Raw genomic sequence first — 22322 nt, 5'->3', positions numbered from 1 at the left:
GAAGGCTCTGGCTTATTTGTCCGAAAGCCCTATGACGCCTTCCAGCCACGCACCATCCAGACAGGCCTCACGCAGGCTGGCCCCACTCAGGTCGGCTCCCCGAAGACTGGCACTCGTCAGATTCGCACCGTCCAGCAGGGCATTCTCCAGGATGGCACCATTCAGCCGGGCTTCCCGCAGGTCTGCATCACTCAGGTCTGCTTCATTAAGCGCCGCTCCCGCCAGATTGGCCCAGGAAAGATTGGCCTTTGCCAGCTCTGCGTTGACGAGGTTGGCCCCGGCCAGATCGGCCAGCTCCAGATTGGCGCCCCGCAAGTCGGCACCGGCGAAATTGGCCCCCCGCAGCTCGACGCCCCGAAAATCCTTGCCGGCCAGATCGGCATTGGCAAAATTTTTCCCCGCCATGCATTGCGGGTGGGAATGCTGATGGCTCATCGAATCCCTCCTGAAACGGTTTCCGGTCATGATAGCCCAGAGGGCTACTTTGCTACAACTGTTTTGTCGTGACGGATGCCTTGCTGCTCCCGCGAAGGGGTAAAGCCAGGATCTTGCAGGCGCGTCCTTCCTGAGGGGCGCAAGGGGGGAAGGAGGCTATGCAAGCAGAAGGGCGGGAAAGAAATACAGCAACGGGAGGACCGTGTCTTTATGCTTCCGGCAGAATGATGTATCCTGCATGGCATGGGCCGGATGCAGTGCTGTTTCGTCCGGCTGCGGATAGTTTAAAAAATATTTCGGAGAGTATCTGCCATGAAGAAAATGCTCGCCATCCTGATGATCCTGGGGCTCGTTTGCTCTTCCTCCGGTCTCGCCCTGAGTGCGCCTGCCCAGCAGGCCGCTCCGGCGGCGACCACGGCTCCGGCCCCTGCCGCCCAACCCGCCCCCAAGGCTGCGCCCCAAAAGATGGAGGCAGGCTATCGCGGCAACCCGGAAAGCAAGATCTATCACAACTCTTCCTGCCGCTATTATAAGGGCAAGAGCGTCAGCAAAACTTTTACCTCTCCGGCGGATGCCAAGGCCGCCGGGTACCGCCCCTGCAAGGTCTGCAAGGGCTAGGTACACGCCTGGAGCTGGTCGTGAACGGCTTTTCCTGTGCGGCGGACCCGTCAGGGGAAGCCGTTTTTAGCTATCTTCTCCGGCTGTTTCGCCGTTATCAATGTTGCGATAAGAGGCGTACAGGGCCTGGTCTCTTCTGCTTGTGCTGGGATCAAGAGCAGGGGGAATGGGAGGACAGCCCCTGGATTGGCGGGAAAAGCCTGCCTCGCAGCGCATCAGGACAGGCCACACGGAAGGTGAGAAAAAGAAAAAAGGAAGTTCTCGATTTTTTGCTTGACGGCGCCCCGTCTTTCCCGTAGATACACCTCATCGCGTCCCCATCGTCTAGCCGGCCCAGGACAACGGCCTTTCACGCCGTCGACAGGGGTTCAAATCCCCTTGGGGACGCCAACATAAGGTACAATAAAGGATATCAGTGTGCAAAACACATTGGTATCCTTTCTTTTTTTGTGTCAACGGGGTTTCCCGTCGTCCACGTTTGTCCAGTTGCATCCAATGCTTGCAGGGGTATATCCGAGGGTAGATCCATGGTATGAAAAGCGTGATACCCTCACGGATAACATGGTTGTATTACTGTGTTTTTTGTCCTGAGAGGTATCGAGACATCCAGCAGAAGCCAAGGAGTACCCCATGCCTCTTACCGACGTTCGTATCCGCAGTTTGAAGCCCGCAAACAAGCCCCACAAGTATTCCGACGGCGGCGGGCTTTTCCTCTTCATTCCTCCCAGCGGCAGCAAGCTCTGGCGCATGGCCTACCGCTTTGAGGGCAAAAGCAGGCTCCTCAGCTTCGGGGCCTATCCCGCCGTATCTCTCAAGGATGCCAGAGAGCGCCGTGATGAGGCCCGGCGTCTGCTGGCGAAGGGTATCGATCCCTCCGCGTACAAGCGACAGCAGCAGGAAGCCCGAAGAATTGCCGAACGGGACAGTTTTCAAAACATTGCCCGCGAATGGCACACCACACGCATGACGGCATTCTCCGCAAAGCATCAGGGAACGGTCATGTATCGTCTTTGCAACTACATTTTCCCGTTTATCGGCACGGCGCCCATCGCCCGGCTGGAAGTGCAGGATATCATGGCCGTGCTCAGACCGCTGGAAATGAAACGTTGTTACGAGACCTCCCGGCGCGTCCTGCAAATCATCAATCAGGTTTTCCGCTATGCCGTCATCACGGGGCGTGCGCGGCACAACATCGCCGCTGATCTTCGGGGAGCCCTGCACCCTCGTCAGGTAACACATCGTGCCGCTGTGCTGGCGCCGGAAAAGGTCGGTCAGCTGCTCCGGGACATAGATGCCTATGACGGCTATTTCCCGCTGGTCTGCGCCTTGAAGCTGGCTCCGCTGGTCTTTACCCGCCCTACGGAATTACGGGCCGCACAGTGGAGCGAGTTTGATCTGGAAGCCGCGGAATGGCGCATTCCGGCAGAACGCATGAAAATGCGACGTCCGCATATTGTGCCGCTGTCCACACAGGTTGTGGCGATTCTGCGGGAGTTGCAGCCCTGGACCGGCACGGGCAAATATCTGTTTCCTTCTGTGCGCACGGAAGCGCGTCCCCTGTCCGATGCCACCATGCTCAATGCTCTGCGCCGCATGGGCTATCAAAAAGATGAAATGAGCGTCCACGGCTTTCGCTCCATCGCATCAACGCTGCTTAACGAACTGGGCTACAATCGGGACTGGATTGAACGCCAGCTTGCGCATGGCGAACGGAATGAGGTCCGCGCAGCGTACAATTATGCGGAGTACCTGCCGGAGCGCCGAAGGATGATGCAGGAGTGGTCCGACTATCTGGACAGACTCCGCACAAGCAAAGCCGGGCAGGCTTGACAGCCACCCAAAAGAGCATGTTCTGATAAAAATCTCTGGGGGGACAGCGTCCAAACACGCGCAGAGCGTTTTTTTGGGGAAATCTGGCAAAACAATAAATTTATAACATTCTATAATTACACAGCTTTTACGAATAGCTTCGAATAAATGCTATTCGTAAAAGCTGTGTTTTTTGTAACCTTTTGGCCGCTGACATCCCCCTCTATGCCTACCAATAATCTTTTTATATTTTAGAATGTTACAAAATTTTGATTCTGTTTTCCAAAGAAAATGCATGACATTTTTGTACACCCAAAATGCTCTTGAAGGTAGCTGTAAGTACCTGGGTTACAAAACATCTGTCCTGCACATGCCATTTATTTTATGCTATATACTCCGTAATCCTCTTCTTTATACGGAGTTGTTACTATGGCGACAAATATCCCCTCCACTGGCTTTCTTCGTCTTCCTCAGGTCCTGGCCCTTGTTCCCATCAGCAAAAGCGCCTGGTGGCAGGGTTGCCGTACCGGACGTTATCCCAAGCCTGTAAAGCTCGGTCCCCGTACCACTATCTGGCGGGCGGAAGACATCAGAGCGTTCATAGAAAACGCGGGACGGGAGCAGGAAAACCATGACTAGGCTTCTGGAAAGCTTCCGGGAAATTCTCGCGCAGCATGACCTTCTACCGGAAGATATCCTTGTGGACGGGACTCTGCATCGCTGTCCGACAAGGAGTAAGCCACACAAGCGCAACGGCGCCTATATTGCCCATCAGGACAGGCCAGCGACGCTCTGGTGGTGCAACTGGGAGACAGGCGATCAGGGGACGTTCCACGCGGAAAGCGAACAGGCACTTTCTCCTGTTGAGCTGTCGGAGTGGCACAGGCGGCAGCAGGCCATGCGCAAACAGCGTGACGAAGAATGCGCCAGGCGTCATGCGGAGGCGGCGCAGCAGGCGCACAAGCGTTTACAGGCTTCCTTTCCCTGTTCAGAAAGGCACGCGTACCTGAGCCGCAAAGGTATTCCTGCGCTTGCGGATATACGTCAGGACAGAAACGGGATGCTCATCATTCCGGTCAGGGGCAGTTCCGGCACGGTGCAGAGTCTGCAATATATCGCACCGGACGGCACCAAGCGCTTTCTTACGGGCGGCAAGGTTCAGGGCGGACAATTCGCTATTCCCGGCAATGCAGAAAAACCGCTGGCACTTTGTGAAGGCTACGCCACCGGGGCCAGCATTCACCTTGCCTGTGCATGGACGGTCTATGTGACGTTTTCGGCCGGGAATCTGCCTGTTGTGGCGGCTGCCGTGCGAAAACAGTTCCCGGACGCGCAGATTCTGATCTGCGGCGACAATGACGAAAGGGGCCGTGACAAGGGACAGGAGGCCGCGCAGGCTGCACAGGCCCATCTTGTTGTGCCGCACTTTACCACAGGCAGCGGCAAGGACTTCAACGACCTGCATCTGACAGAGGGGCTGCAAAGCGTGCGCCGCCAGCTGGAAAGCGCCCTGCCGGACAAGCCACCTTCGCTGGTATCACTGGATATGGGCGAGTTTCTTTCCATGTCCATACCTGAACGGGGGTATCTTTTATCCCCCATTCTTCCGGTTCAAGGGATAGGCATCCTGTACGCGCCTCGCGGCATCGGCAAGACGTTTGCCGCCCTGAGTGTCGCGGTAGCCGTGGCTTCCGGCGGCGCGGTGTTCAACTGGCGCGCGCCCATGCCCAAACGGACGCTGTATGTGGACGGAGAAATGCCCGCCACAGCCATGCAGCATCGCCTTGCCGCGCTTGTCAGTGGCATGTCCGTCCCGCCGCATACACTGAAAAATATGGCGCTCATCACGCCGGACCTGCAGCCCTGTCCCATGCCGGATCTCTCCACTGCGCAGGGGCAGGTCATGCTGGAACCATTTCTGAAAGGCGTGGATATGGTCGTGCTGGACAATATTGCCACCTTGTGCCGTACCGGCAAGGAAAACGAAGCCCAGTCATGGCAGACCATGCAGGCATGGCTGCTGGAGCTGCGTCGCCGGGGCATGGCTGTCCTGCTTATCCATCATGCCGGAAAATCCGGCGATCAGCGCGGCACCAGCGCCAGAGAAGATATCATGGATACAGTCATCAGTCTGCGCAGGCCCAGAGAGTACAGCATGGCCGAAGGCGCACGCTTTGAAGTCCATCTGACCAAGGCACGGGGCATCGTGGGCGATGATGCCCGCCCCTTTGAGGCCAATCTGATCACCGAAGGCAACGCGCTGCACTGGCGCATCAGAGAGCTTGAGGATGTGGAACTGGCCGAGCTGAAACGCCTGCTGGCCGAGGGCTACAGCATCCGTGACTGCGCGGAGGAAATGGGAAAGTCCAAGGCTGCTGTCCAGCGCCTGAAAAAGAAGCTGGAAGGGAAAAATTGACCTGTCTGCGTACAGGTGTACCGCTGTACCGCTCTCTAAGGGGCGGTACAGCGGTACACCTCCCGAAAAAGCGTCCAGATATGTCCAGCATTGTCCGCTGGGGTCCTCTCCGGCTGTACCGCTACAACGGCAAAAGTGTACCGCTTTGCAGACGTCGGAAACCCGTACGGATCAGAAATACAAGGAAGTCCGACCATGTCCTATCTCGTCCTGCATATGGAAAAATTCAAAAAAGAGGCCGTCAGAGGCATTCAGAGTCACAATCGCCGGGAACGCGAGAGCCATTCCAACCCGGATATCGACTATCAGCGCAGCTGCGGCAATTACGAATTGCACGACAAGGCCGCGACAAATTACGCGCAGGCCATCCAGCGGCGCATTGACGATTTGCAGCTGATCAAGGCTGTCAGAAAGGATGCCGTGCACATGTGCGGGCTTATCGTCACGTCTGACAGCGCTTTTTTCAAAAGCCTTTCTCCAGAAAAAATCCGGCGTTTCTTTGAGGAAAGCAAAGCCTTTCTCACGGATTTTGTGGGAGCGAAAAATGTCATTTCCGCGATGGTGCACATGGATGAAAAGACGCCGCACATGCACTTTCTTCATGTGCCCGTGACACGGGAAGGACGCCTGAATGCCAACAAGATGTATACGCGGCAAAGTCTGAAAAAGTTGCAAAGTGATCTGCCTCTCCATCTGCAACGCTGCGGCTTTGCCATTCAGCGCGGCGTGGAACAGAAGCCCGGCGCGACCAGAAAGCATCTGGATACGCGCGAATACAAACAGCAGCAGGAAGAAAACAATCGCCTTGCCCTGGAAGGATTGTTGCTTGTCCGGGATGCGCTCCGTACCATCGGCAGACTGGGGCAGCGAGAGGCGGAATTGAAACAGCGCGTTGCCGACTATGAACGACAGGCCGAGGAGGCGGAACGCCTGCTGCGGGAGGAAGAACCACTCCCGGAAGCCTCTTTTTTTAACTACAGGCGCGTGCTGGAAATGTCGGCACAGACGATCAGCCGGCTGCGCACGGCCTTGTCCGCAAAGCACCTCATCGCACGCCAGAAGAATGAACTGCAACGCGAAGCGGCCGTTCTGAAAAAACAGCTGGCACAGCTTGAAGCTGTCTGCAAGACCCGTGATCAGGAAAAGGCGGATCTGGAAAGCCGACAGGCACGCATGGACCAGGAGCTTGAGACCTACCGGGAGTTTGCCCGGGAACCGGAAATCCGGCAACGCCTGACGGACTTCCTTCAGGAACAGCAGGCAGCGGAACAGCAGCGGCAGGAGGAGGAAAGGCAACGCGCAGCGATTGCCGAGCAGGACAGACAGGGCACCGTGCGGATGCGGTAAGGTGTCTGGCGGGAAATCTTCGCCCCGGCCGAAGATATAGCCCACTATGCTTCACTGACGTGAAGCCCGTGGGCAAGCGTCCCGCTTGACCGGGAAAGGTAAAACGGCAAAGAATTATTTAGCCAGCATCCCCATCTCCTCCTTGCCCAGCCAGATCTCGGCCATGCTGTCCAGTTCCGCGCGGCGAGCCTGCCAGTCCGGGCAGACCTGCGCCAGCAGCTGCCAGAAGAAAGGGGAATGCCTGTGTTCGCGCAGGTGGCAAAGCTCATGCAGAATCACATACTCGATGCAGTGACGTGGTGCGCGTACCAGGTCTGGATTGAGCAGGACGACACCCTGCGGCGTGCAGCTGCCCCAGCGGGCCTTCATGCGCACCAGGCGCAGAGGCGGCCTGTCCGCCCAGGGGACCAGCGGCAGCATCCGTTCAAAATACTGCGGCAGTACGTCCTCCGCCCGCTGCCGGTACCAGGCCTCGAGACGCCGCCGGATCTCTTCCGTACGCGAGGCCAGCACCGCAGGCTCTTCGCTCCACGGGTAACGGCTGGGGACAACCAGTCTGCCGCGCAGCAGACGGACATGCTTCCCTTCACTCTCATCCACGATGCGCAACTGATGGCGCCGCCCCAGATAAAAGTGGGTCTCCCCGCCCACAAAGCGGCGCGGCAAGGCGTGGGCCCGCTGTGCCTGAAAGCGTTCCCGGGTCTCCAGCAGCCAGCGGACGCGCTGTTGCAGGACGTCCTCAACGGCTTCCAGCGACGTGGCGGCATCGGCGGTCACGATGATCTCCCCCTGCGGCGTTACGGCGATGCGTATGCTGCCGCGTGCCGTCCCCCGACGGACAAGACGGAAGGGCAAGCGTTCCTCGCCATACAGAAGAAAATGCACCACCTGCATCGGGCTTTCCGCATCCTGCCCCGTGTTTTCAGTCATGCCGGGCGTCATGGCCCTGTGTCCTTGCCTGTACATCTCAGGCCTTCTGGGCGCGCACGCGCAGGCTGGCGGTCACGGCTTCGATGATGGCCTGGATGGCGGCCATATCCGTCCTGAGCGTCTCCGGCGCGGCTTCACTGAAGAACAGCGTCAGCAAGCCCTTGCTGATAGCCTTTTCCCTGTCCTCCATATTAAGGGAAAACTCCTTCTGGGCCCGGATCGTGATGTCCTCCATGGCCAGAGCCAAATGCACCCAAGGGGCAAGGGACGGCTCATCGTCCACGGCTTCTCCGTCCGGGATGCGCTCACCCAGCGCCATGCGGAGGATACCGAACCAGATACGGGCATCGGGGTGCGTCTCCAGCGCGGAAGGGACGCCCGGCGTTTTTCCGGCCTGCACCTTTTTTTCCAGATCCGCAAAGAGCAGATACTGCTTGATGGGCGCATCGAACGATTCCTTGCTTCTGGCGATGGCCTGTTTCAGCAATTCGGAAAAGTAGGCGTGTGCATAGGGATCGTCGGCCAGCTTCACATCTATGGTGCGGGTCAGGCGGCTGGCGATGGCGGCGGCTTCGGAGCGGGCCTTGTCCTCGCTCCACTGGGCGGGATCGCCCTTGCCCAGATCATCGACGCGATAGATTCCCTCCGGCTCCTGTATGGCGACCCCTGCTATATGCCTGTCCAGCAAGGCATGGATGCTGGCCGCATAGGCATCATAGTCCACGGTTTCCTGGGCCAGGGCCCGTACCTGTTTCCGCACCGAGGCATAACGGCGAGCGGCCTGCTTGAAGCGCTCCCTGTCCGCATCGGTGAAGGAAAGGTCCTCATAGAAGCTGCGGGATTGCAGGGCCACGCCCAGACAGCTCTCAAAAGCGCGCAGGGCAAGATAAAAGTCGTCGCGGCGTTTGCGGTTCCTGTCCACGGCCTTGCCGTCCTGCCATTCCATGCGCGGGCCCAGATGCTGCACCAATGCCTGGACATCGGCCAGATTCAGCCCGGTGAACAGGCCGTCCAGCGTCTCCAGAAGCTGCGGCAGACGCTTGTATTCGGTGGACATGGCCGCATACAGGCCCTGCACGTCTTCCGCCCGATAGCCCTGCACTCGCTCCGCCAGTCCGTTGTAGCTGGCGATGCTGGTATCCAGCGCGGACAGGATGCCCTTGTAGTCCACCAGATAGCCGAACTTTTTCAGCTCGTGCAGGCGATTGACGCGGGCGATGGCCTGGAGCAGCTCGTGCTGCTTCAGGGGCTTGTCGATGTAGAGGACCATATTGCGCGGCTCGTCGAAACCGGTGAGCAGCTTGCTGACCACGATGAGCAGTTGCGGATCGCCCTCCGTGGCGAAGCGGTCGAGGACGCGCTGGGTATATTTGCTCTCCGCCTCCTTGCCGACGTGCTTGCTCCACCAGGCGGCCACGGCGTCCCGGCTCTCGGCGTCCACCTCCTCATGGCCTTCGCGGGTGTCCGGCGGCGAGATGACCACCGCCGAGGAGATCAGCCCCTGGTCCTCAAAGATCTGCTGGTAAGCCACGGCCGCGCCCTTGCTGGAGCAGGCCAGCTGGCCTTTCATGCCCTTGGGCAGGGTGAGCAGGTGGGCCGCGATGTCCGCTGCGATGAGCTCCATGCGGCCTTTCGTGCGGTCGATCTGGCTGGAGCGGGAGAACTTGCGCTTGAGGTCGGCCCGCTGCTGGTCAGTAAGGCCGGATGTGATACGGTCGAACCAGGCATCGATGGCTTCTTCATTGACCGAAAGATCCGGCACGCGCTCCTCGTACAGCAGGGGCGTCACCGTGCCGTCGGCCACGGCCTGCTGCATGGTATAGGCATGCAAGATGCGGCCGAAGGTCTCTTCCGTGCGGGAGCGTTCCTTTTCCAGCAGCGGCGTGCCGGTGAAGGCGATGAACGCCGCATTGGGCAGGGCCCGGCGCATGAGCTGGTGCGTCTCCCCGCTCTGGCTGCGGTGCCCTTCATCCACCAGCACGATGATGTCCGGGCTCTCGTTGCGGCATTCCTTGCGCTGGGCAGCGGTATGGAACTTGTCGATGATGGTGAACAGGATGCGTTCCTGCCCCTTGCCCAGCTTTTCGGCCAGCTTGCGGCCCGTGCGCACACGGGCTTCGGCGGCCTCTTTCTTGCCGAGGACACCGCTTTTCAAAAAGTTCTTCAGGATCTGTTTTTCCAGATCCACGCGGTCCGTGACCACCACGATACGGCATTGCTTGAGCTCCGGCAGCAGGACAAGGGCCTGCGCCAGCATGACCATGGTGTAGGACTTGCCGCTGCCCGTGGTATGCCAGATGACGCCGCCGCGCCGCTTGCCGCCCTCGCAGCCCTTCAGGCGTTCCAGCATGGCCCGCAGGCCGAACACCTGCTGATAACGGGCCGCCAGCCGGTGCAGGCCGTCGCGGCTGGTCTCGAAAAGGGTGAAGAAGCGCATGCCGTCCAGAAGACGCGCGGGATGCAGCAGGCCCGCCACGCAGCGATCCTGCCCGGTCAGCACGCCGTGCTGCGCGATATGCCAGGCCTCCCCCTGCGCGGCAGGACGCAGGGCCAGGATGGCCGCGGCATCCTCCGCCGGGGCGCCCTGCTTCCAGGCGCTGATGCTCGCGTCCGGCGTTTCCTCTTCCCGCCAGGAGGCCCAGAATTTGGCCGGTGTGCCGCATGTCCCGTATTTGCCGTCCATACCGTCCACGGCAAGGGCTATCTGGGTATAGATGAAGAGATGCGGGATGTAGTCGCGTCCCTGGTTGCGGATCATCTGGGAAATGGCCTGCGTATAGGGCGGCTTGCCGTCATTGCCGGGCAGGTCGGGCCGCTTGCACTCCACCACGGCCAGCGGCAGTCCGTTCACATAGCAGACGATGTCCGGCACGACCTTGTGCAGGCCCGACGTATCGGCCACGGCCAGTTCTTCGGTGACGTGGAAGATATTGTTTTCCGGACAGTCCCAGTCCAGCACGGAGATGGTGCAGTCCGTGCTTTTGCCGCCTATCTCCTCCGTGACCGTGATGCCGTGGCGCAGCAGGTCATAGATATGCTCGTTGGTGGGCAACAGGCCGTCACGCAGAGGGGGCCGCAAGGCAGCGATGATCTTTTCCACATTGGCCGGAGAGAGGTAAAAGGAGGTCTCCCCCACCTGAAAGGAACGCCCGCCCAGATAACGGCGCAACACCGGGACCAGTACCACGCTGGCACTCTTGCCCCCGGCAGCGCCGCGCAGCCCGTCGGCCTGCTCCGGCGAAAGATAACGGTAACCCATGCCGCACAGCAGGGCCAGGGCGGGCAACTTGGAGGAGCGTTCTTCAGGAGTGAGCTGTATCATGGTGTTCTCGGTGGTGTTGCAATGTTCTCCAGAAGCGACGGAAAGGGGCTGCCAGAAAATTCAGGCTGCCCATACCTGTACGGTCCTGCATCATGTGGCGGACGGCACGACCGTCCGACCTATGCGAAAAATGAAGACGCGCTGTCAGCAGGAAGGCCCATACTCGGCCAGATCGCTGTCCAGTGACCAGATATAGACCTCGGTGCGGGGATGCCGTTCTCTCAAGCGCAGGCATTCCCCCACCAGCATCATGTCACCGACGCCCCGCCCCTGCACGGCATGTCCATGCGGGAAGTCGTTCATCCATTGCCGCAAATCCTCCGTGCTGCACAGGTCCAGCGGCACGAAGGGCGATGTGCCGTCCAGGGCCTTCTGTACTTCCCGCACCAGGGCACAGGCATAGCCATAACGCTCATTACCGTCCGGCAGATGGCCGATATGGTTGCCGGTCTCAATGATGGTCGCCAGAGGGAGGAAAAAGGTCTCGCCCGCATCGACTTTTTCCCTGAAAACGGCAAAGACCTCGTCCCGGCATTCGTTTTTGCCGGGCACGTTCAGGATGTTCAGCAGGATGGATGTATCCACCAGACAAAGCGGCTTAGGCATGATCCTGCTCCGTGGCTGCGCGCAGTTCTTCCAGCCAGCTCAGGGCCGCCGCCTTTTCTTCTTCCGCTGTCCTCGTATCATGCAGATAGCGGTCGATGACCTGCCGTGTGACCAGATCGCCCAGAGAACCCTGCGCCATGAGGGCCGGATATTTGGGCAAGTCGCCCAGGCGCACCAGACGGCTGTCGCCTTCCGTGCGGTCGCGATAGCAGCAGACCACATCTGGCAAGGCGTCATACGGCAGGGCATCCAGTAAGGCGGGATTGTGCGACGTCAGCAGAATCTGCACCTGCCGCTGGCGGGCAATGTCCAGCGTCTGGCCCACCAGATCCCGGGCACGGGAAGGATGGATGCCGTTGTCCAGCTCCTCGACGACCAGCAGCGAGCCCGCAGGAGCGGTAAGCAAAAAGGCCGCCAGCGCCAGCACGCGCAGGGTGCCGTCGGACAGGGAATCGGCATCCATAGTGCGTTCCTTGTCGCCAAAGCTCTCCACCAGCTGCACCATGACTTCGTCACGCGGCGTCTCCACAAAACGGATGTCCACGATGTCCTGTTCCGGCAGGCTCTTGACGAAGGAGAGTAGACGCTCTTTCCGGGCCGTATCCTGACACATACGGTACAGCACGGCGGAAAGGTTGGCCGCATCGGCCTGCAGGGCATCATTCTGGCGATCGGCATAGTCCCGCATCCGCGCCGGGATGGTGTCCAGGAACTGGATATGGGCGATGAGATCTTTTTGTGCGCTGATCGACTTGGCAAGAGTGAAAAAGAGGTCCGCATCAAAATCCTGGGGAGAAATATTGAGCAGGCGCAGCTGATGCTGAACACGCTCCTTGTCAATAGTTACGTACTTTTTTGTGACAGCAATATGCCGTTCCCTGGTATCATCAGGAGGATAAAAGCTCAGCTCGCTTTCTTTCCCGTCAACGACATAGTTGAGCTGTATGTTCTGTGTGCCATCATAAAAGAGCTTCCCTTTCTGGCCCCGGATGCCCTCGATGGTCGTTTTCCAGATATCGAGCATGGGATGGAAAAAGCCCCAGTACAACAGGCGCAGGGCCTCCACAGCATTGCTTTTTCCCGAAGCATTGGCCCCGATGAGCAGGGTCAGCGGCCCCAGCGGCAGAGTGGCTTCCTTATAGCTCTTGAAATTGCGGATGGTAACAGAGGTCAACATGGGCGGCCTGTCCGCCGTATCCGCTTTCGGCAGTGATTCCGGAGGGCAGACGTCGCAGAATCGCTTATAGCTGCGTATGGCCGTGCGCAGGCTGTCCATCCCCCTTTGTCTGTCTCCCGTCATGGGGAAGGCGGTATTCTCCGGCACCAGTTGTGACAGGATGCTTTCCAGCCCGTCCTGCTGATAAGAGGCATCCAGATCCCCTAGCTGCCTGTCCACCCGTTCGCACTGGCTGGGGTAATTGCCGACAGCCCCGTAGCCCTGTGCTTTCTGTTCAAGCCATTGCTTGAATGCTGTTTTGCGCATGAGATTACCTGTTCACCGGAATAAAGTTCATCTTTCGAATATGGTCAGCTATTAACTTTCTTACATCAAAATAATGTTTATAAAAACGCCCATCAAACATCACATTCAACAGACCGACTGTTTCTTTATGTTTTTCCATAGCAATCCTTCCTTTAGAAGGATCAAAATCTCTTCCATAAAAAACCATATCTGCAATAAAAATAAGCATATTATTTAAATTTTCATCCGAAGAATCGCCCATAAATGCATATATAGAATCATCAATATCATCTAAAACAAATTTACGTGCAACATCTTTATTAAAAGTAAAAATAAAAATAGCCAGAATAAATGCCAAATGATATATAGTTATCAAATTACCATTATATAAAGGTGAATTACCATATACGGAACAGTATATCTCCATATTTCTGATAAATTTATCCACACCGCGTAAATTTATTTCATACTTATTAATAAAATGGATAACTATTTTAGCATAGATACTAAAATAGCTATCAAAAATACCTATTGATTGAAAATTATTTTTAAACAAAACATAAGCAGCATTCAACCCAGTATCACAGCATACAGACGGTAACAAAATCGACAGATTAATAAACTTCTCCAGATACACGTCGGCGTCCACGTCCTGGCCGTAGCGCTTGCGGATGGCGGCCTTGAGCTGTTCCAGATTGGCCACAAAGATGAACTTGATGCCGGGGATGTCGAAGACGTGTTTGACCAGTTCCAGAATGCTGAGGGCAAAGTCCGGGCGGCAGCGGTCCAGCTCGTCGATAAAGAAGAGGATGGGACGCTGCGCGGCGGCCGTGGCGATGACGTTTTTCAAGGCATCCAGATTTTCCTGGGCATCGGCGTACTGGTCCAGCAGCTTGTCCACGGTCTGGTCGATGAGGCTGTTCACGCCGTCGCTGGCGGCATCGGCCACGGCCTCGGAAACGTCTTCCAGATCCTGTTTGAAGACATGGGCAAACAGCGCTTTGCCCGCGACCTTACCCAGGGTCTTCACCACGGGCACGGCTTTCCGGCTGATGTTCTTTCTGGTCTCCTTGTCAGGAAATTCGGCCCGGATGGCAGCCAGGATACACAACAGCGGGTCGTCCACGGTCTCGGAGGCAAAGGCATCCAGATAGATGACGGCCCGTTCCGGCGGCAGGGCAGCCGCCTGTGCGGTGGTCTGTTCGCCGTCCGTTGCAGGCTGTGCCGCAGTGTCCGCCTGCGCAACGGCATCCGCAGAAGCCTCCGCGTTTTCCGCTGCCCGGGCCGCGTCGGCCGCAGCCTCCCGGGCGGCCTTTTGCCGCCGGGCGTCCTGCTCTTTTATCAGATTGATAAGCTTGTGGCAGAACTCGGTCTTGCCCGTGCCCCATCCGCCGTCGATGGCCATAGGGCAAAAGTCCATCTCCGCATCTAGCAGCTTGATGACCTTTTCCGCGATGCTCTTCCGGTCGAATTCATCACGGTGGGCAAAGGTCAGGTCTTTCAGGGGAACAGGGGTCTCCACAGCAGCCTCCTAGAGCCGCACCCGGCGCTTGCCGGTGAGCAGTTGTTGCATGAGCGCTTTCTTTTCTTCCCGCAGGCGGGCGGCCTTTTGTTCCAGCAGCACGATCTCCCTGTCCGCCGCATCCAGCACGGCCGCAATGGCGCGCTGCTCGTCGAGGGGGGGAAGAGAACAGGTCAACTTTGCCAAATCCTTTGGATAAACATGGGGCTGAGCTCCCCCTGTCTGCAAGCTATATATCTCTTTTTGCTTAAACAAGAGAAGATAATATAAATACTGAGACAATGATATATTACATATTCCATTTATCACAGAACAGTCTGATGCCCATATTTTATATTTATGAAAACTTACGAATCCAGCGTAGGCTCCACTTGCACTTACTGTGATGACAGTATTATGTGTAAAATCATTATGCCATGCAGAAACAGTTTTTCCGCCTGCGATAACCGGAATTTCTCCTTTTATAATACTTGAACCATTGAGGGGTTTTCCTTTTTCAATATGTGCAATCTTTCCCAGACAAGCATGGTACCACTCACCCGTGAAGTCCGGTAGGCGGCGCTTGCCCGTCAAGAGCTGCTGCATGAGGGCTTTTTTTTGTTGACGGCAGTTTGCCAGCAGGGCATCCGTTGTGCTGATGGCCTTATCCCATGTGGAGAGGACGGCAGCTATTTTTTCCTGCTCGGGAAGAGGAGGGGTCAAAATTTTTAGAGGCTTAAGAAGCTGTAAGTTGATATTCTTTTGAGCATTTTTTCCAGCCTCATTATCCAGATTTTTTTTAATTGTATCTATTTTAAATTTTAACCATATATTATTAGATTTTTCCTGATAACATTGTATTCCAACAACACTATCAGGACATGCAACATCAAATTCAGCTATTGCACTATCGCCAATATTTGCAGCTATTGTAACTAAAATAGTCCCCTTAGGAAAAATTTTACTCACTTTAACGCCTTCATCATTCAGCGTCTGAGTATATTCTCTTAAATACGTATCTGAAGATGAAACATCACCTGTTTGTACAAAAGGTGTTGTACCATTATAAAATTTAGGATCATTTCGTGGACGTGCAGAAAATTTACCACGTTCAACATTTGCTAAATCTTCTAAAGCTATCTCACTCCACCCTTCCGGCAGCATATCCATCCTCGCTTTTGCTTGTGCCGCACAGGCTGTCAGGGCGGCTTTCATCATCTTCTTGCAGGCAAGCGGAGGACGGGCAAGGTCGCCCCTGCCCTGTCCTCCTGTTTATGTCATTCAGCAGCCACGGGCTTCCAGCGCAGCCAGCCGGGCCGCGTCCTCGGCATCCTGCGCCGCGTCGGCCTCTGCTTCCAGAGCCGCGCAGTGCTGCCGGTACAGCGCGAACTGCTCACGAACATGGCGTTGGGCATCCTTGCTGCGGCGTGTGCCGTAGCCCTGCAACATGCTGCGCTCGTTGAATTCCAAAAAGCGCCGGGCCTGCTCCTGCCAGTCGGCCATAGTCATGTCCTGATGGCGTTTGGCCCGCATCTCGGCGTAATCCAGGAACATGGTCACCAGCTGGTTCATGTCGGTCAGCTCGGCAGCGCTCAGATAGTTCTTGGCCACATCCGTCTCTGCCAGGCTGGGCACATCGCCCCGGAAATGGGTCATGCCCATGTGCGGCCTGGTGCCGTCTGCCCGCAGGAACTTGAGCTCCGCCGCCGTATGGCCGGTGACCGCATAGAGCATGCAGTCCTGCAGATGGGCAAAGAAGTGGCGCACGTCCTCTTCGTTCTTGCGCACGGCATAGTCCACACTGGTGGCCGCGATGAGATCCCGCACCTGCAGGTAAAAACGCTTCTCCGAGGCCCGGATGTCCCGAATGCGGTCCAGCAGCTCGCGGAAATGCGCGTCGTAGCCGTCCCCGTATTTGAGCTGGTCGTCATTCATGGTGAAGCCCTTCACCATGTATTCCCTGAGGCGCTCCGTGGCCCAGGCCCGGAACAGGGTGCCCACCGTGGAGCGCACCCGGTAGCCCACATGCAGGACGACATCCAGGTTGTAATGCTGAGTTTCGTAACGTTTTCCATCAGTTGCAGTTATTGAGTATTTTTCAATAACTGCCTCTGGCGCCAGTTCTCCCGCATCAAAGATCGCCTTGAGATGCTTGTTGATGTTGGAGACCGTGACCCCATAGAGCTGGGCAAGCTGCTTTTGCGAGAGCCACAGGGTGCCGCCCTGCAAATGCACCTCCACCCGCACGCTGCCGTCCGCCGTGGCAAAGACCGCCACGCCCGGCGCCTCATCGGCCGGGGCCGCATCCGCCGTCACGTCCGGCATCCCCGCCCCTTCCGGCGGCAGGACGTCCGGCATGGCCGGCAGATCATGCTTCTTCGTCATAGCCCAGCTCCTTGAGATAGGCCGCCATCTGCGTTTCCAGCGTGGCCAGCTCGGCATCCAGCTTGCGGCGCTCGGCGCGCACGGCCAGCAGGTCGATCTCTTCCTCTTCCTCAAAGGTATCCACATAACGGGGGATATTGAGGTTGCCGTCATGCTCGGACAGGATGTCCGCGACGGGCACGAGGGCCGCGTATTTGTCCACGGGCTGCCGCGCCGTGAAGGTACTCACGATGCGCTCGATATGCTCCGGCATGAGCTGGTTCTGGTTCTTGCCGGGGCGGAAATCCCGGCTGGCGTCGATGAACAGCACGTTCTCGTCGCTCTTGCGCTTCTGGAACACCAGGATGGCCGCCGGGATACCGGTACCGAAAAAGAGTTTTTCCGGCAGGCCGATGATCGCGGAAAGCAGGTTCTCCTGCAAAAGCTGTTTGCGGATGCGGCCTTCCGCCGCGCCCCGGAACAGCACGCCGTGCGGCACCACCACGCCCATGCGGCCCGTGCCCGGCCGGAGGGTCTCGATCATGTGCAGGATGAAGGCATAGTCGCCCTTGGTGCGCGGCGGCAGGCCACGACGAAAACGCCCGTGCGGATCGTGCTCCGCCTCCTCGATGCCCCACTTGTCCAGCGAGAACGGCGGATTGGCCGTGACCACATCGAAGTGCAGCAGGCGCCCGTCCTTGTCCAGCAGCTTGGGATTGCGCAGGGTATCGCCCCACTCCAGACGGTGGTTGTCCTCCCCGTGCAGGAAAAGGTTCATCTTGGCCAGCGCCCAGGTGGCGCCGATGGATTCCTGCCCGTACAGGGCATAGTCCCGCTGGCCGGTCTTCTGGAAGATGCGGCGGCCGCACTTCATGAGCAGCGAGGCCGAACCGCAGGCAGGGTCACAAATGGTCTCGCCGGGCTGCGGATCCAGCAGGCGCGCCAGCAGGTCAGAGACCTCCGGCGGCGTGTAGTATTCCCCGGCCTTGCGGCCCGCATCGGCCGCGAACTTGCCGATCAGGAATTCATAGGCATTGCCGATGATGTCCAGCGACCCCACACGCGACAGCGAAAGATCCAGCTGAGGTTTGGCAAAGTCTTCCAGCAAGGTGCGCAACAGACTGTTCTTCTGCTTTTCCTCGCCCAGCTTATCGGTATTGAAGCTGATGTCCTGAAAGACGTTGCGCAGTTTGCTGCCGTTGGCATCTTCCAGAGCCGCCAGCGCCTCATTGATGCGCTGGCCGTTGCCCGGCTCGTGACGATGCTTGTAGAGGGTCCAGAAGTTGGCACTCTCGGGCAGGGTGAAGCGCTGCTGTTGCATCAGAAAAGTGACCTGCTGCTCGTTGCCGTATTGCTCCATGAGCCGGGCGTGCTCATCATTGTAGACATCAGACACGAATTTCAGGAACAGCATGACAAGGATGAAGTCCTTATACACGCTGGCGTCGATGGTGCCGCGAAAGGTGTCGCAGGCCGCCCAGACGGCCTTGTTGATCTCTTCCTGGTTGATGGGGGTGACGGGCTCGCTCATGCGTTCTTCCTTTCCTGACCATGCAGGGATGCGGCCAGCCCGTGCAGCAGGCGGTCCGCGTTGGCGATCTGTTGACGGAAAATGTCCTGTTGACGGCGGATGTTGGCAGCCAGCTCCACAAAACGGGCCTGCTGTTCAAGCGGCGGCACCGCTACGGCTATCCCCTCCACATCCGAACGGCGCAGGCCCAGCTGGGCCGAACCAGCCTGTACTCGCCATAAATGGTGTTTGATTGCCGGACCATAGTTGAGCTGCCAGGCCAGAAAGGCAGGCAGGATGCGCCTTGTATCGGCACGCAGGACGAAGAAATGCAGGGCCGCCACTGCCGGTTCCGGCACCGTTGCCAGATGGACGGCAAAATAATTGCCGCCGCGTATGGGCAAGAGGATGTCGCCATCCTGCAAAAAAGGAAAGGGCCTGCGGCCAGAAAGACGGGTGCGTGTCAAGGTCGGCCAGTCTGGACCGCTCTCGCGGGAGACATCCTTGATCTGGACGACCAGCGCATCGCCTTTTTTATCCTCTTCAATACTGCCACGAAAAGGGAAACCGGACCGGATCTCGGCTATACGGGGAAGAGGTATGGTCATGCTCTCCCCCTAACGGTTTTCACATTTCGTACCGTTTTCTTCCATAAACTTGCCCAGCTTGGTCCAGCTGACCCTGAACCCTTTCTTGGCGTTGGCCGGGAACCAGGCAGCCGCCCCTTTGGAAATATGCAGCTCTCCCAGCTTCTCCTCCCCTGCATAAACCATGAAGCTGACGTTCATCTTGCCAAGCGGAAGCATCGGGGTCTGCATAGAAACATTGAAAGCCATAGTATTCTCTCCTGAGAGGTTTGGGGAGCTGTCTTGAGCCTGGCAAGGAATTACCCTATACTGGGCATGCTTTATCACTTGCTCTGGATCCGCGACAGCTCCTGTTTTGCGGACCGGGATCAGAGGCCGAAGTTGGCGCTTCGGCTTTATGAACCCCTCTTTTATGCAGCATAATCAGTTCTGCATATTTTTTACTTACGCCTATTGCCTCTGCTCGTCAAGTACCGGGGAGAGCTGTCTTACACTCGAGATATGTATTTATGATTTTTATATATTACGGTATGTTAATATCATAAAATGGACAGAAAAGCCTTTGCAAGACGCATCCGTGCCGCTCAGTCGTGTTCAAGAGTGCATCATGCCTCATCGACGATCCACTCGCTGGGCGTACTCGGATGACAGCTTTACAAGGAAAGACGACGGGGCTTCCGTTTCTTCCAACAGTAGCGCGGCGGCAAGGACTCGCTGATCTTCCAGCACAAGACGTACAAGCGATTGCTCTGCAATGACCTGCTCCGCCTTTTCCAGCGCCGCCGCAAGGAACTCGGTGCGAGTGCCCCCTGCATGGCGGCGGCATGGTCTATGGTTTCGCGCATGGCCAAGGGAATCCTGCATCAACACGCGACGCGGGAAGAGCTGTCTTCTGTAGCATGGCGTATCTCCTTGCATAGTTCATTACGAAACGGCTTTGTACAAGGCAAGGCATCTCTAGAGATTCAGCATGGCTGCTGTCCCCCCGCTCTTCGTCCGTCACACCCGCAAAAGTGCCGAAAGCGGGAAGGCGGTCAAGGCTTCCCCTGCGGGCCGCTACGCGGGCCTTGACCGTTCTTCCCTTGCTTCCGGCAATAGATACTCGCGGGCGACGGACGAGGAAGCCTCCGGCGGGGGCTCTGTCAAAGGAATCTGGCGACTGCTTTCTACCAGACAGCGAGAATCTGACGCAGAAGGATTGACGACAGAAACGCCTGCTCATGGGAAATAACAGGCTTTTCTGAGCGTCCAGAGAGGTGCAAAAAAATATTTTCAGATTTTTTACCGTATTGAGGTATCTGGAGAGGTATCGCAGATGAAAATTGAATAGAAACTTATAAAAATCAATATATTATGCTAGTACAATTTATCCCCTTGGGGACGCCAAAAATTTCAATAGGCTACAGCAGCTCAGTTTTTGGGTTACAAAAATTGGGTTACAATTTTTCCTCAGGAGACTTTCTCTTGAGGAATTTTTGTTTTAAGCAGGTCTTCCACTACCTGCCCGATGCCGCTGCCTCCCAGAGCCGAAAGAATTTCGCTCTGGTCCGTGTACAGCCCCGCGCTCTTCGTATAGCGATCCGTCGTAGTCGCTCGATAATGTCCCATAAGGACTTGGGCGGCGTTCAGACCTGAACTTACGAACGTGATGGCCGCACTCTTGTGCCGGATGGCGTGAAAACCGAAGGGCTTCACATGGGCCTTCCGGCAGAGTCGCTCCATGAAGTGAATGCGCTGGGTGAACGGCTGCCCCAGAAACGTGTCGTTCTGAAGCTGCATAAACACATTGTCCACCTTGCAGGGGCGGGCATCCCGCCACCATTTGAGCGCCTTGACCAGTTCCGGGTGCATTCGGAGCCAGCGCACCCGTTCCATGCCATTGCCCGACTTGTCGTCGGTCAGCCTGATTTTTTCCTTTTGAAGGTCCACGTCGTTCCACGTCAGCCGGAAGATTTCGCTTCTGCGTCCTCCCGTGAAGTACAGGGTCAGCAGCATGACCAGGTCCTGCCCTTCCGCCTGCTGGAACACCTTGATGACATCACTTTCCGGTGGAACGTAGCGCTCGCCGTGCTTTACGGGAAATGGCTTCACCTTCAGAAAAGGTGGTGCCACCTGTGGAAATCCCTCAAAGAAGTCGGAACCCCAGTTCCATGCAGCCAGCAGATTCTTGCGGTACTTGTTGGCAACGTTCGCCCCGCGCTCATCCTTGATTCTGGAAAGAAACTCATAGGCTCTTGCCGAAGTGATTTCCGCGAGGTCATGGATGCCTTTTTTGCCGCAGTAGGCGAAAAAGTCCTTCGTTACCAGCTTCTTTTCTACATAGGTCTGTCGGCTCATGGTTCGCTGAACATGGGTAAGGTAACTATCTCCCCACGCCATAAGCAGTTCTAATGCCGTGGGGATCGTCATCCCTTCCCGTGCGAGCCTTTTTTGCTCTTCCTCCCATGCTTTTGCGGCCCGCCATTCCGGGCCATGCTTTTTCCCTGCCGGGAACATTTTGCAGGCTATCTGCCTGCCGTTCACGATGACTCTCGCCATCCAACAATTTCCTTTGTCCGGTCTCAACGTCGGCATTGCTGAAATACTCCAACACCGTGCCCCATCGAAACCTCCAGCGGTATCCAATGCGCCTGCCGCCTAAGGCAAAGGCTACTTCTTTTACCGTTCTGGGGTCAAGGCGTAACTCCTGGGCCACTTCTTTCAAGGTTAGAATTTTGTTCTCATCGTGCGCCATTATCAGGCTCCATTGAACTAATTCAGTATTTTTATTATAATCTTCAGATAACAAGTCACTCTCTGACTAAGGTTAGTCATCTTGGTTTGTATTTAGACTATTGTTTGCATAACATTTTGAAATGAGTTCGATTATTGTTTTGCAATCATTATCTAAAAGCATTTTTTCTTTATGTCTTCTTACAGCACTTTTACTTATACCCAAGTGGTTACTTATCTGTTTTCCGCTCCATCCTTGCATAATAAATTTAAAAATTTCTTCTCCTCTTGGAGAAAGCTTGATTATGGTACAATCAATGCTTATTCCACCACTAACAATATATAATAATTCTATGCTACTATGTGCATTCAGGCGTTTTCTTGCATTTGCTAAGTGTAAATACACTATTTCGCGAGCTAGAGACAACTCATCTGCTATTTTTTTTGGGTTTCATACCTTTGAACATAAGCTGAATGATTTTTTGTTGCATAGGTGTTAGTTGATGAAGCATGGTTCCTCCTGCCCTTTATAGAAAACAAAAGATGGGTATAACTTCTGGATACCATCAAAAAAATTGAGTGGGCAGTGGCCAAATTATATAAATGGGTAGGAGAGCCTAAAAAAATATGGAAGCATGAATGACATGCGTTCCACACACCTATTATGGAGGAAGGGGCAAAATTTACTTAAAAAATGGGGCTG

At 56.4% G+C, this 22322-nt stretch carries 19 protein-coding genes and 1 tRNA gene; 6 read left to right on the top strand and 14 right to left on the bottom strand.

Annotated features, from left to right (window positions below):
* Nucleotides 1-12: 12 nt before the first annotated feature.
* On the bottom strand, nucleotides 13-435 hold the full coding sequence (locus ACQRCJ_RS09900; protein ID WP_427799713.1) for a pentapeptide repeat-containing protein: 423 nt from the start codon (nucleotides 433-435) through the stop codon (nucleotides 13-15).
* A 312-nt stretch (nucleotides 436-747) separates the two neighbouring features.
* On the opposite strand from ACQRCJ_RS09900, the gene ACQRCJ_RS09895 reads away from it, so the two are divergent.
* The 6 genes from ACQRCJ_RS09895 to mobV all read left to right on the top strand — a co-directional run bounded on the left by ACQRCJ_RS09895 (nucleotide 748) and on the right by mobV (nucleotide 6625).
* The gene (locus ACQRCJ_RS09895) at nucleotides 748-1053 is read left to right on the top strand and encodes an Ada metal-binding domain-containing protein (RefSeq protein ID WP_427799712.1); all 306 of its coding nucleotides are present in this window, start codon (nucleotides 748-750) and stop codon (nucleotides 1051-1053) included.
* 313 nt (nucleotides 1054-1366) lie between these two features.
* Nucleotides 1367-1443 (top strand) — tRNA-Glu (locus ACQRCJ_RS09890).
* A gap of 240 nt (nucleotides 1444-1683) precedes the next feature.
* A complete protein-coding gene (locus ACQRCJ_RS09885) occupies nucleotides 1684-2883 on the top strand; it encodes a tyrosine-type recombinase/integrase (protein WP_415965650.1) in 1200 nt (399 codons plus the stop codon).
* Between the two features lie 408 nt (nucleotides 2884-3291).
* A complete protein-coding gene (locus ACQRCJ_RS09880) occupies nucleotides 3292-3501 on the top strand; it encodes a helix-turn-helix transcriptional regulator (protein ID WP_427799711.1) in 210 nt (69 codons plus the stop codon).
* Nucleotides 3494-5278 carry an AAA family ATPase gene (locus ACQRCJ_RS09875; RefSeq protein ID WP_427799710.1) on the top strand — a complete coding sequence of 595 codons (1785 nt, stop codon included), beginning with the start codon at nucleotides 3494-3496 and terminating at the stop codon, nucleotides 5276-5278. Before ACQRCJ_RS09880 ends, ACQRCJ_RS09875 begins: the two co-directional genes overlap by 8 nt.
* A 195-nt stretch (nucleotides 5279-5473) precedes the next feature.
* Complete coding sequence (gene mobV, locus ACQRCJ_RS09870) at nucleotides 5474-6625, top strand: MobV family relaxase (RefSeq protein WP_427799709.1); 1152 nt, start codon at nucleotides 5474-5476, stop codon at nucleotides 6623-6625.
* 114 nt (nucleotides 6626-6739) lie between these two features.
* Here mobV and ACQRCJ_RS09865 read toward each other — a convergent pair whose 3' ends face one another.
* From ACQRCJ_RS09865 to ACQRCJ_RS09805, 13 genes are all read right to left on the bottom strand, one after another.
* Entirely contained in the window at nucleotides 6740-7555 is an 816-nt protein-coding gene (locus tag ACQRCJ_RS09865; RefSeq protein WP_427799708.1) for a M48 family metallopeptidase, read from the bottom strand.
* Nucleotides 7556-7592: 37 nt separating this feature from the next.
* Complete coding sequence (locus ACQRCJ_RS09860) at nucleotides 7593-10877, bottom strand: HsdR family type I site-specific deoxyribonuclease (RefSeq protein WP_320619884.1); 3285 nt, start codon at nucleotides 10875-10877, stop codon at nucleotides 7593-7595.
* Between the two features lie 144 nt (nucleotides 10878-11021).
* Nucleotides 11022-11483 (bottom strand): hypothetical protein, encoded by a 462-nt coding sequence (locus tag ACQRCJ_RS09855; protein WP_427799707.1) that lies wholly within the window; start codon nucleotides 11481-11483, stop codon nucleotides 11022-11024.
* Nucleotides 11476-12966 (bottom strand): AAA family ATPase, encoded by a 1491-nt coding sequence (locus ACQRCJ_RS09850; RefSeq protein WP_427799706.1) that lies wholly within the window; start codon nucleotides 12964-12966, stop codon nucleotides 11476-11478. Before ACQRCJ_RS09850 ends, ACQRCJ_RS09855 begins: the two co-directional genes overlap by 8 nt.
* Nucleotides 12967-12970: 4 nt before the next feature.
* Nucleotides 12971-14467, bottom strand: coding sequence for a KAP family P-loop NTPase fold protein (locus ACQRCJ_RS09845; RefSeq protein WP_427799705.1), 1497 nt, complete (start codon nucleotides 14465-14467; stop codon nucleotides 12971-12973).
* A gap of 9 nt (nucleotides 14468-14476) precedes the next feature.
* Nucleotides 14477-15661 carry a restriction endonuclease subunit S gene (locus ACQRCJ_RS09840; protein WP_427799704.1) on the bottom strand — a complete coding sequence of 395 codons (1185 nt, stop codon included), beginning with the start codon at nucleotides 15659-15661 and terminating at the stop codon, nucleotides 14477-14479.
* Nucleotides 15662-15727: 66 nt separating this feature from the next.
* Nucleotides 15728-16831 (bottom strand): RhuM family protein, encoded by a 1104-nt coding sequence (rhuM, locus tag ACQRCJ_RS09835; RefSeq protein WP_427799703.1) that lies wholly within the window; start codon nucleotides 16829-16831, stop codon nucleotides 15728-15730.
* On the bottom strand, nucleotides 16815-18341 hold the full coding sequence (locus ACQRCJ_RS09830) for a type I restriction-modification system subunit M (RefSeq protein ID WP_427799702.1): 1527 nt from the start codon (nucleotides 18339-18341) through the stop codon (nucleotides 16815-16817). The genes rhuM and ACQRCJ_RS09830 overlap by 17 nt, the downstream gene beginning before the upstream one ends.
* Nucleotides 18338-18928 (bottom strand): hypothetical protein, encoded by a 591-nt coding sequence (locus ACQRCJ_RS09825; RefSeq protein ID WP_427799701.1) that lies wholly within the window; start codon nucleotides 18926-18928, stop codon nucleotides 18338-18340. Before ACQRCJ_RS09825 ends, ACQRCJ_RS09830 begins: the two co-directional genes overlap by 4 nt.
* 9 nt (nucleotides 18929-18937) lie before the next feature.
* Entirely contained in the window at nucleotides 18938-19156 is a 219-nt protein-coding gene (locus tag ACQRCJ_RS09820) for a hypothetical protein (protein WP_427799700.1), read from the bottom strand.
* 363 nt (nucleotides 19157-19519) lie between these two features.
* Nucleotides 19520-19771: a DUF1778 domain-containing protein gene (locus tag ACQRCJ_RS09815; protein ID WP_427799699.1), complete on the bottom strand. Its 252-nt coding sequence runs from the start codon at nucleotides 19769-19771 to the stop codon at nucleotides 19520-19522.
* A gap of 585 nt (nucleotides 19772-20356) precedes the next feature.
* Complete coding sequence (locus ACQRCJ_RS09810) at nucleotides 20357-21445, bottom strand: tyrosine-type recombinase/integrase (protein ID WP_427799698.1); 1089 nt, start codon at nucleotides 21443-21445, stop codon at nucleotides 20357-20359.
* A 268-nt stretch (nucleotides 21446-21713) separates the two neighbouring features.
* The gene (locus ACQRCJ_RS09805; protein WP_072337165.1) at nucleotides 21714-22046 is read right to left on the bottom strand and encodes a LuxR C-terminal-related transcriptional regulator; all 333 of its coding nucleotides are present in this window, start codon (nucleotides 22044-22046) and stop codon (nucleotides 21714-21716) included.
* Nucleotides 22047-22322: the final 276 nt, after the last annotated feature.

This window comes from Desulfovibrio sp. SGI.102, assembly GCF_050314315.1.
In the GTDB taxonomy this organism is placed as follows: domain Bacteria; phylum Desulfobacterota; class Desulfovibrionia; order Desulfovibrionales; family Desulfovibrionaceae; genus Desulfovibrio.
Note: the sequence above shows the minus strand (reverse complement) of the source record. Positions and strands in the feature narration are given on the sequence as shown.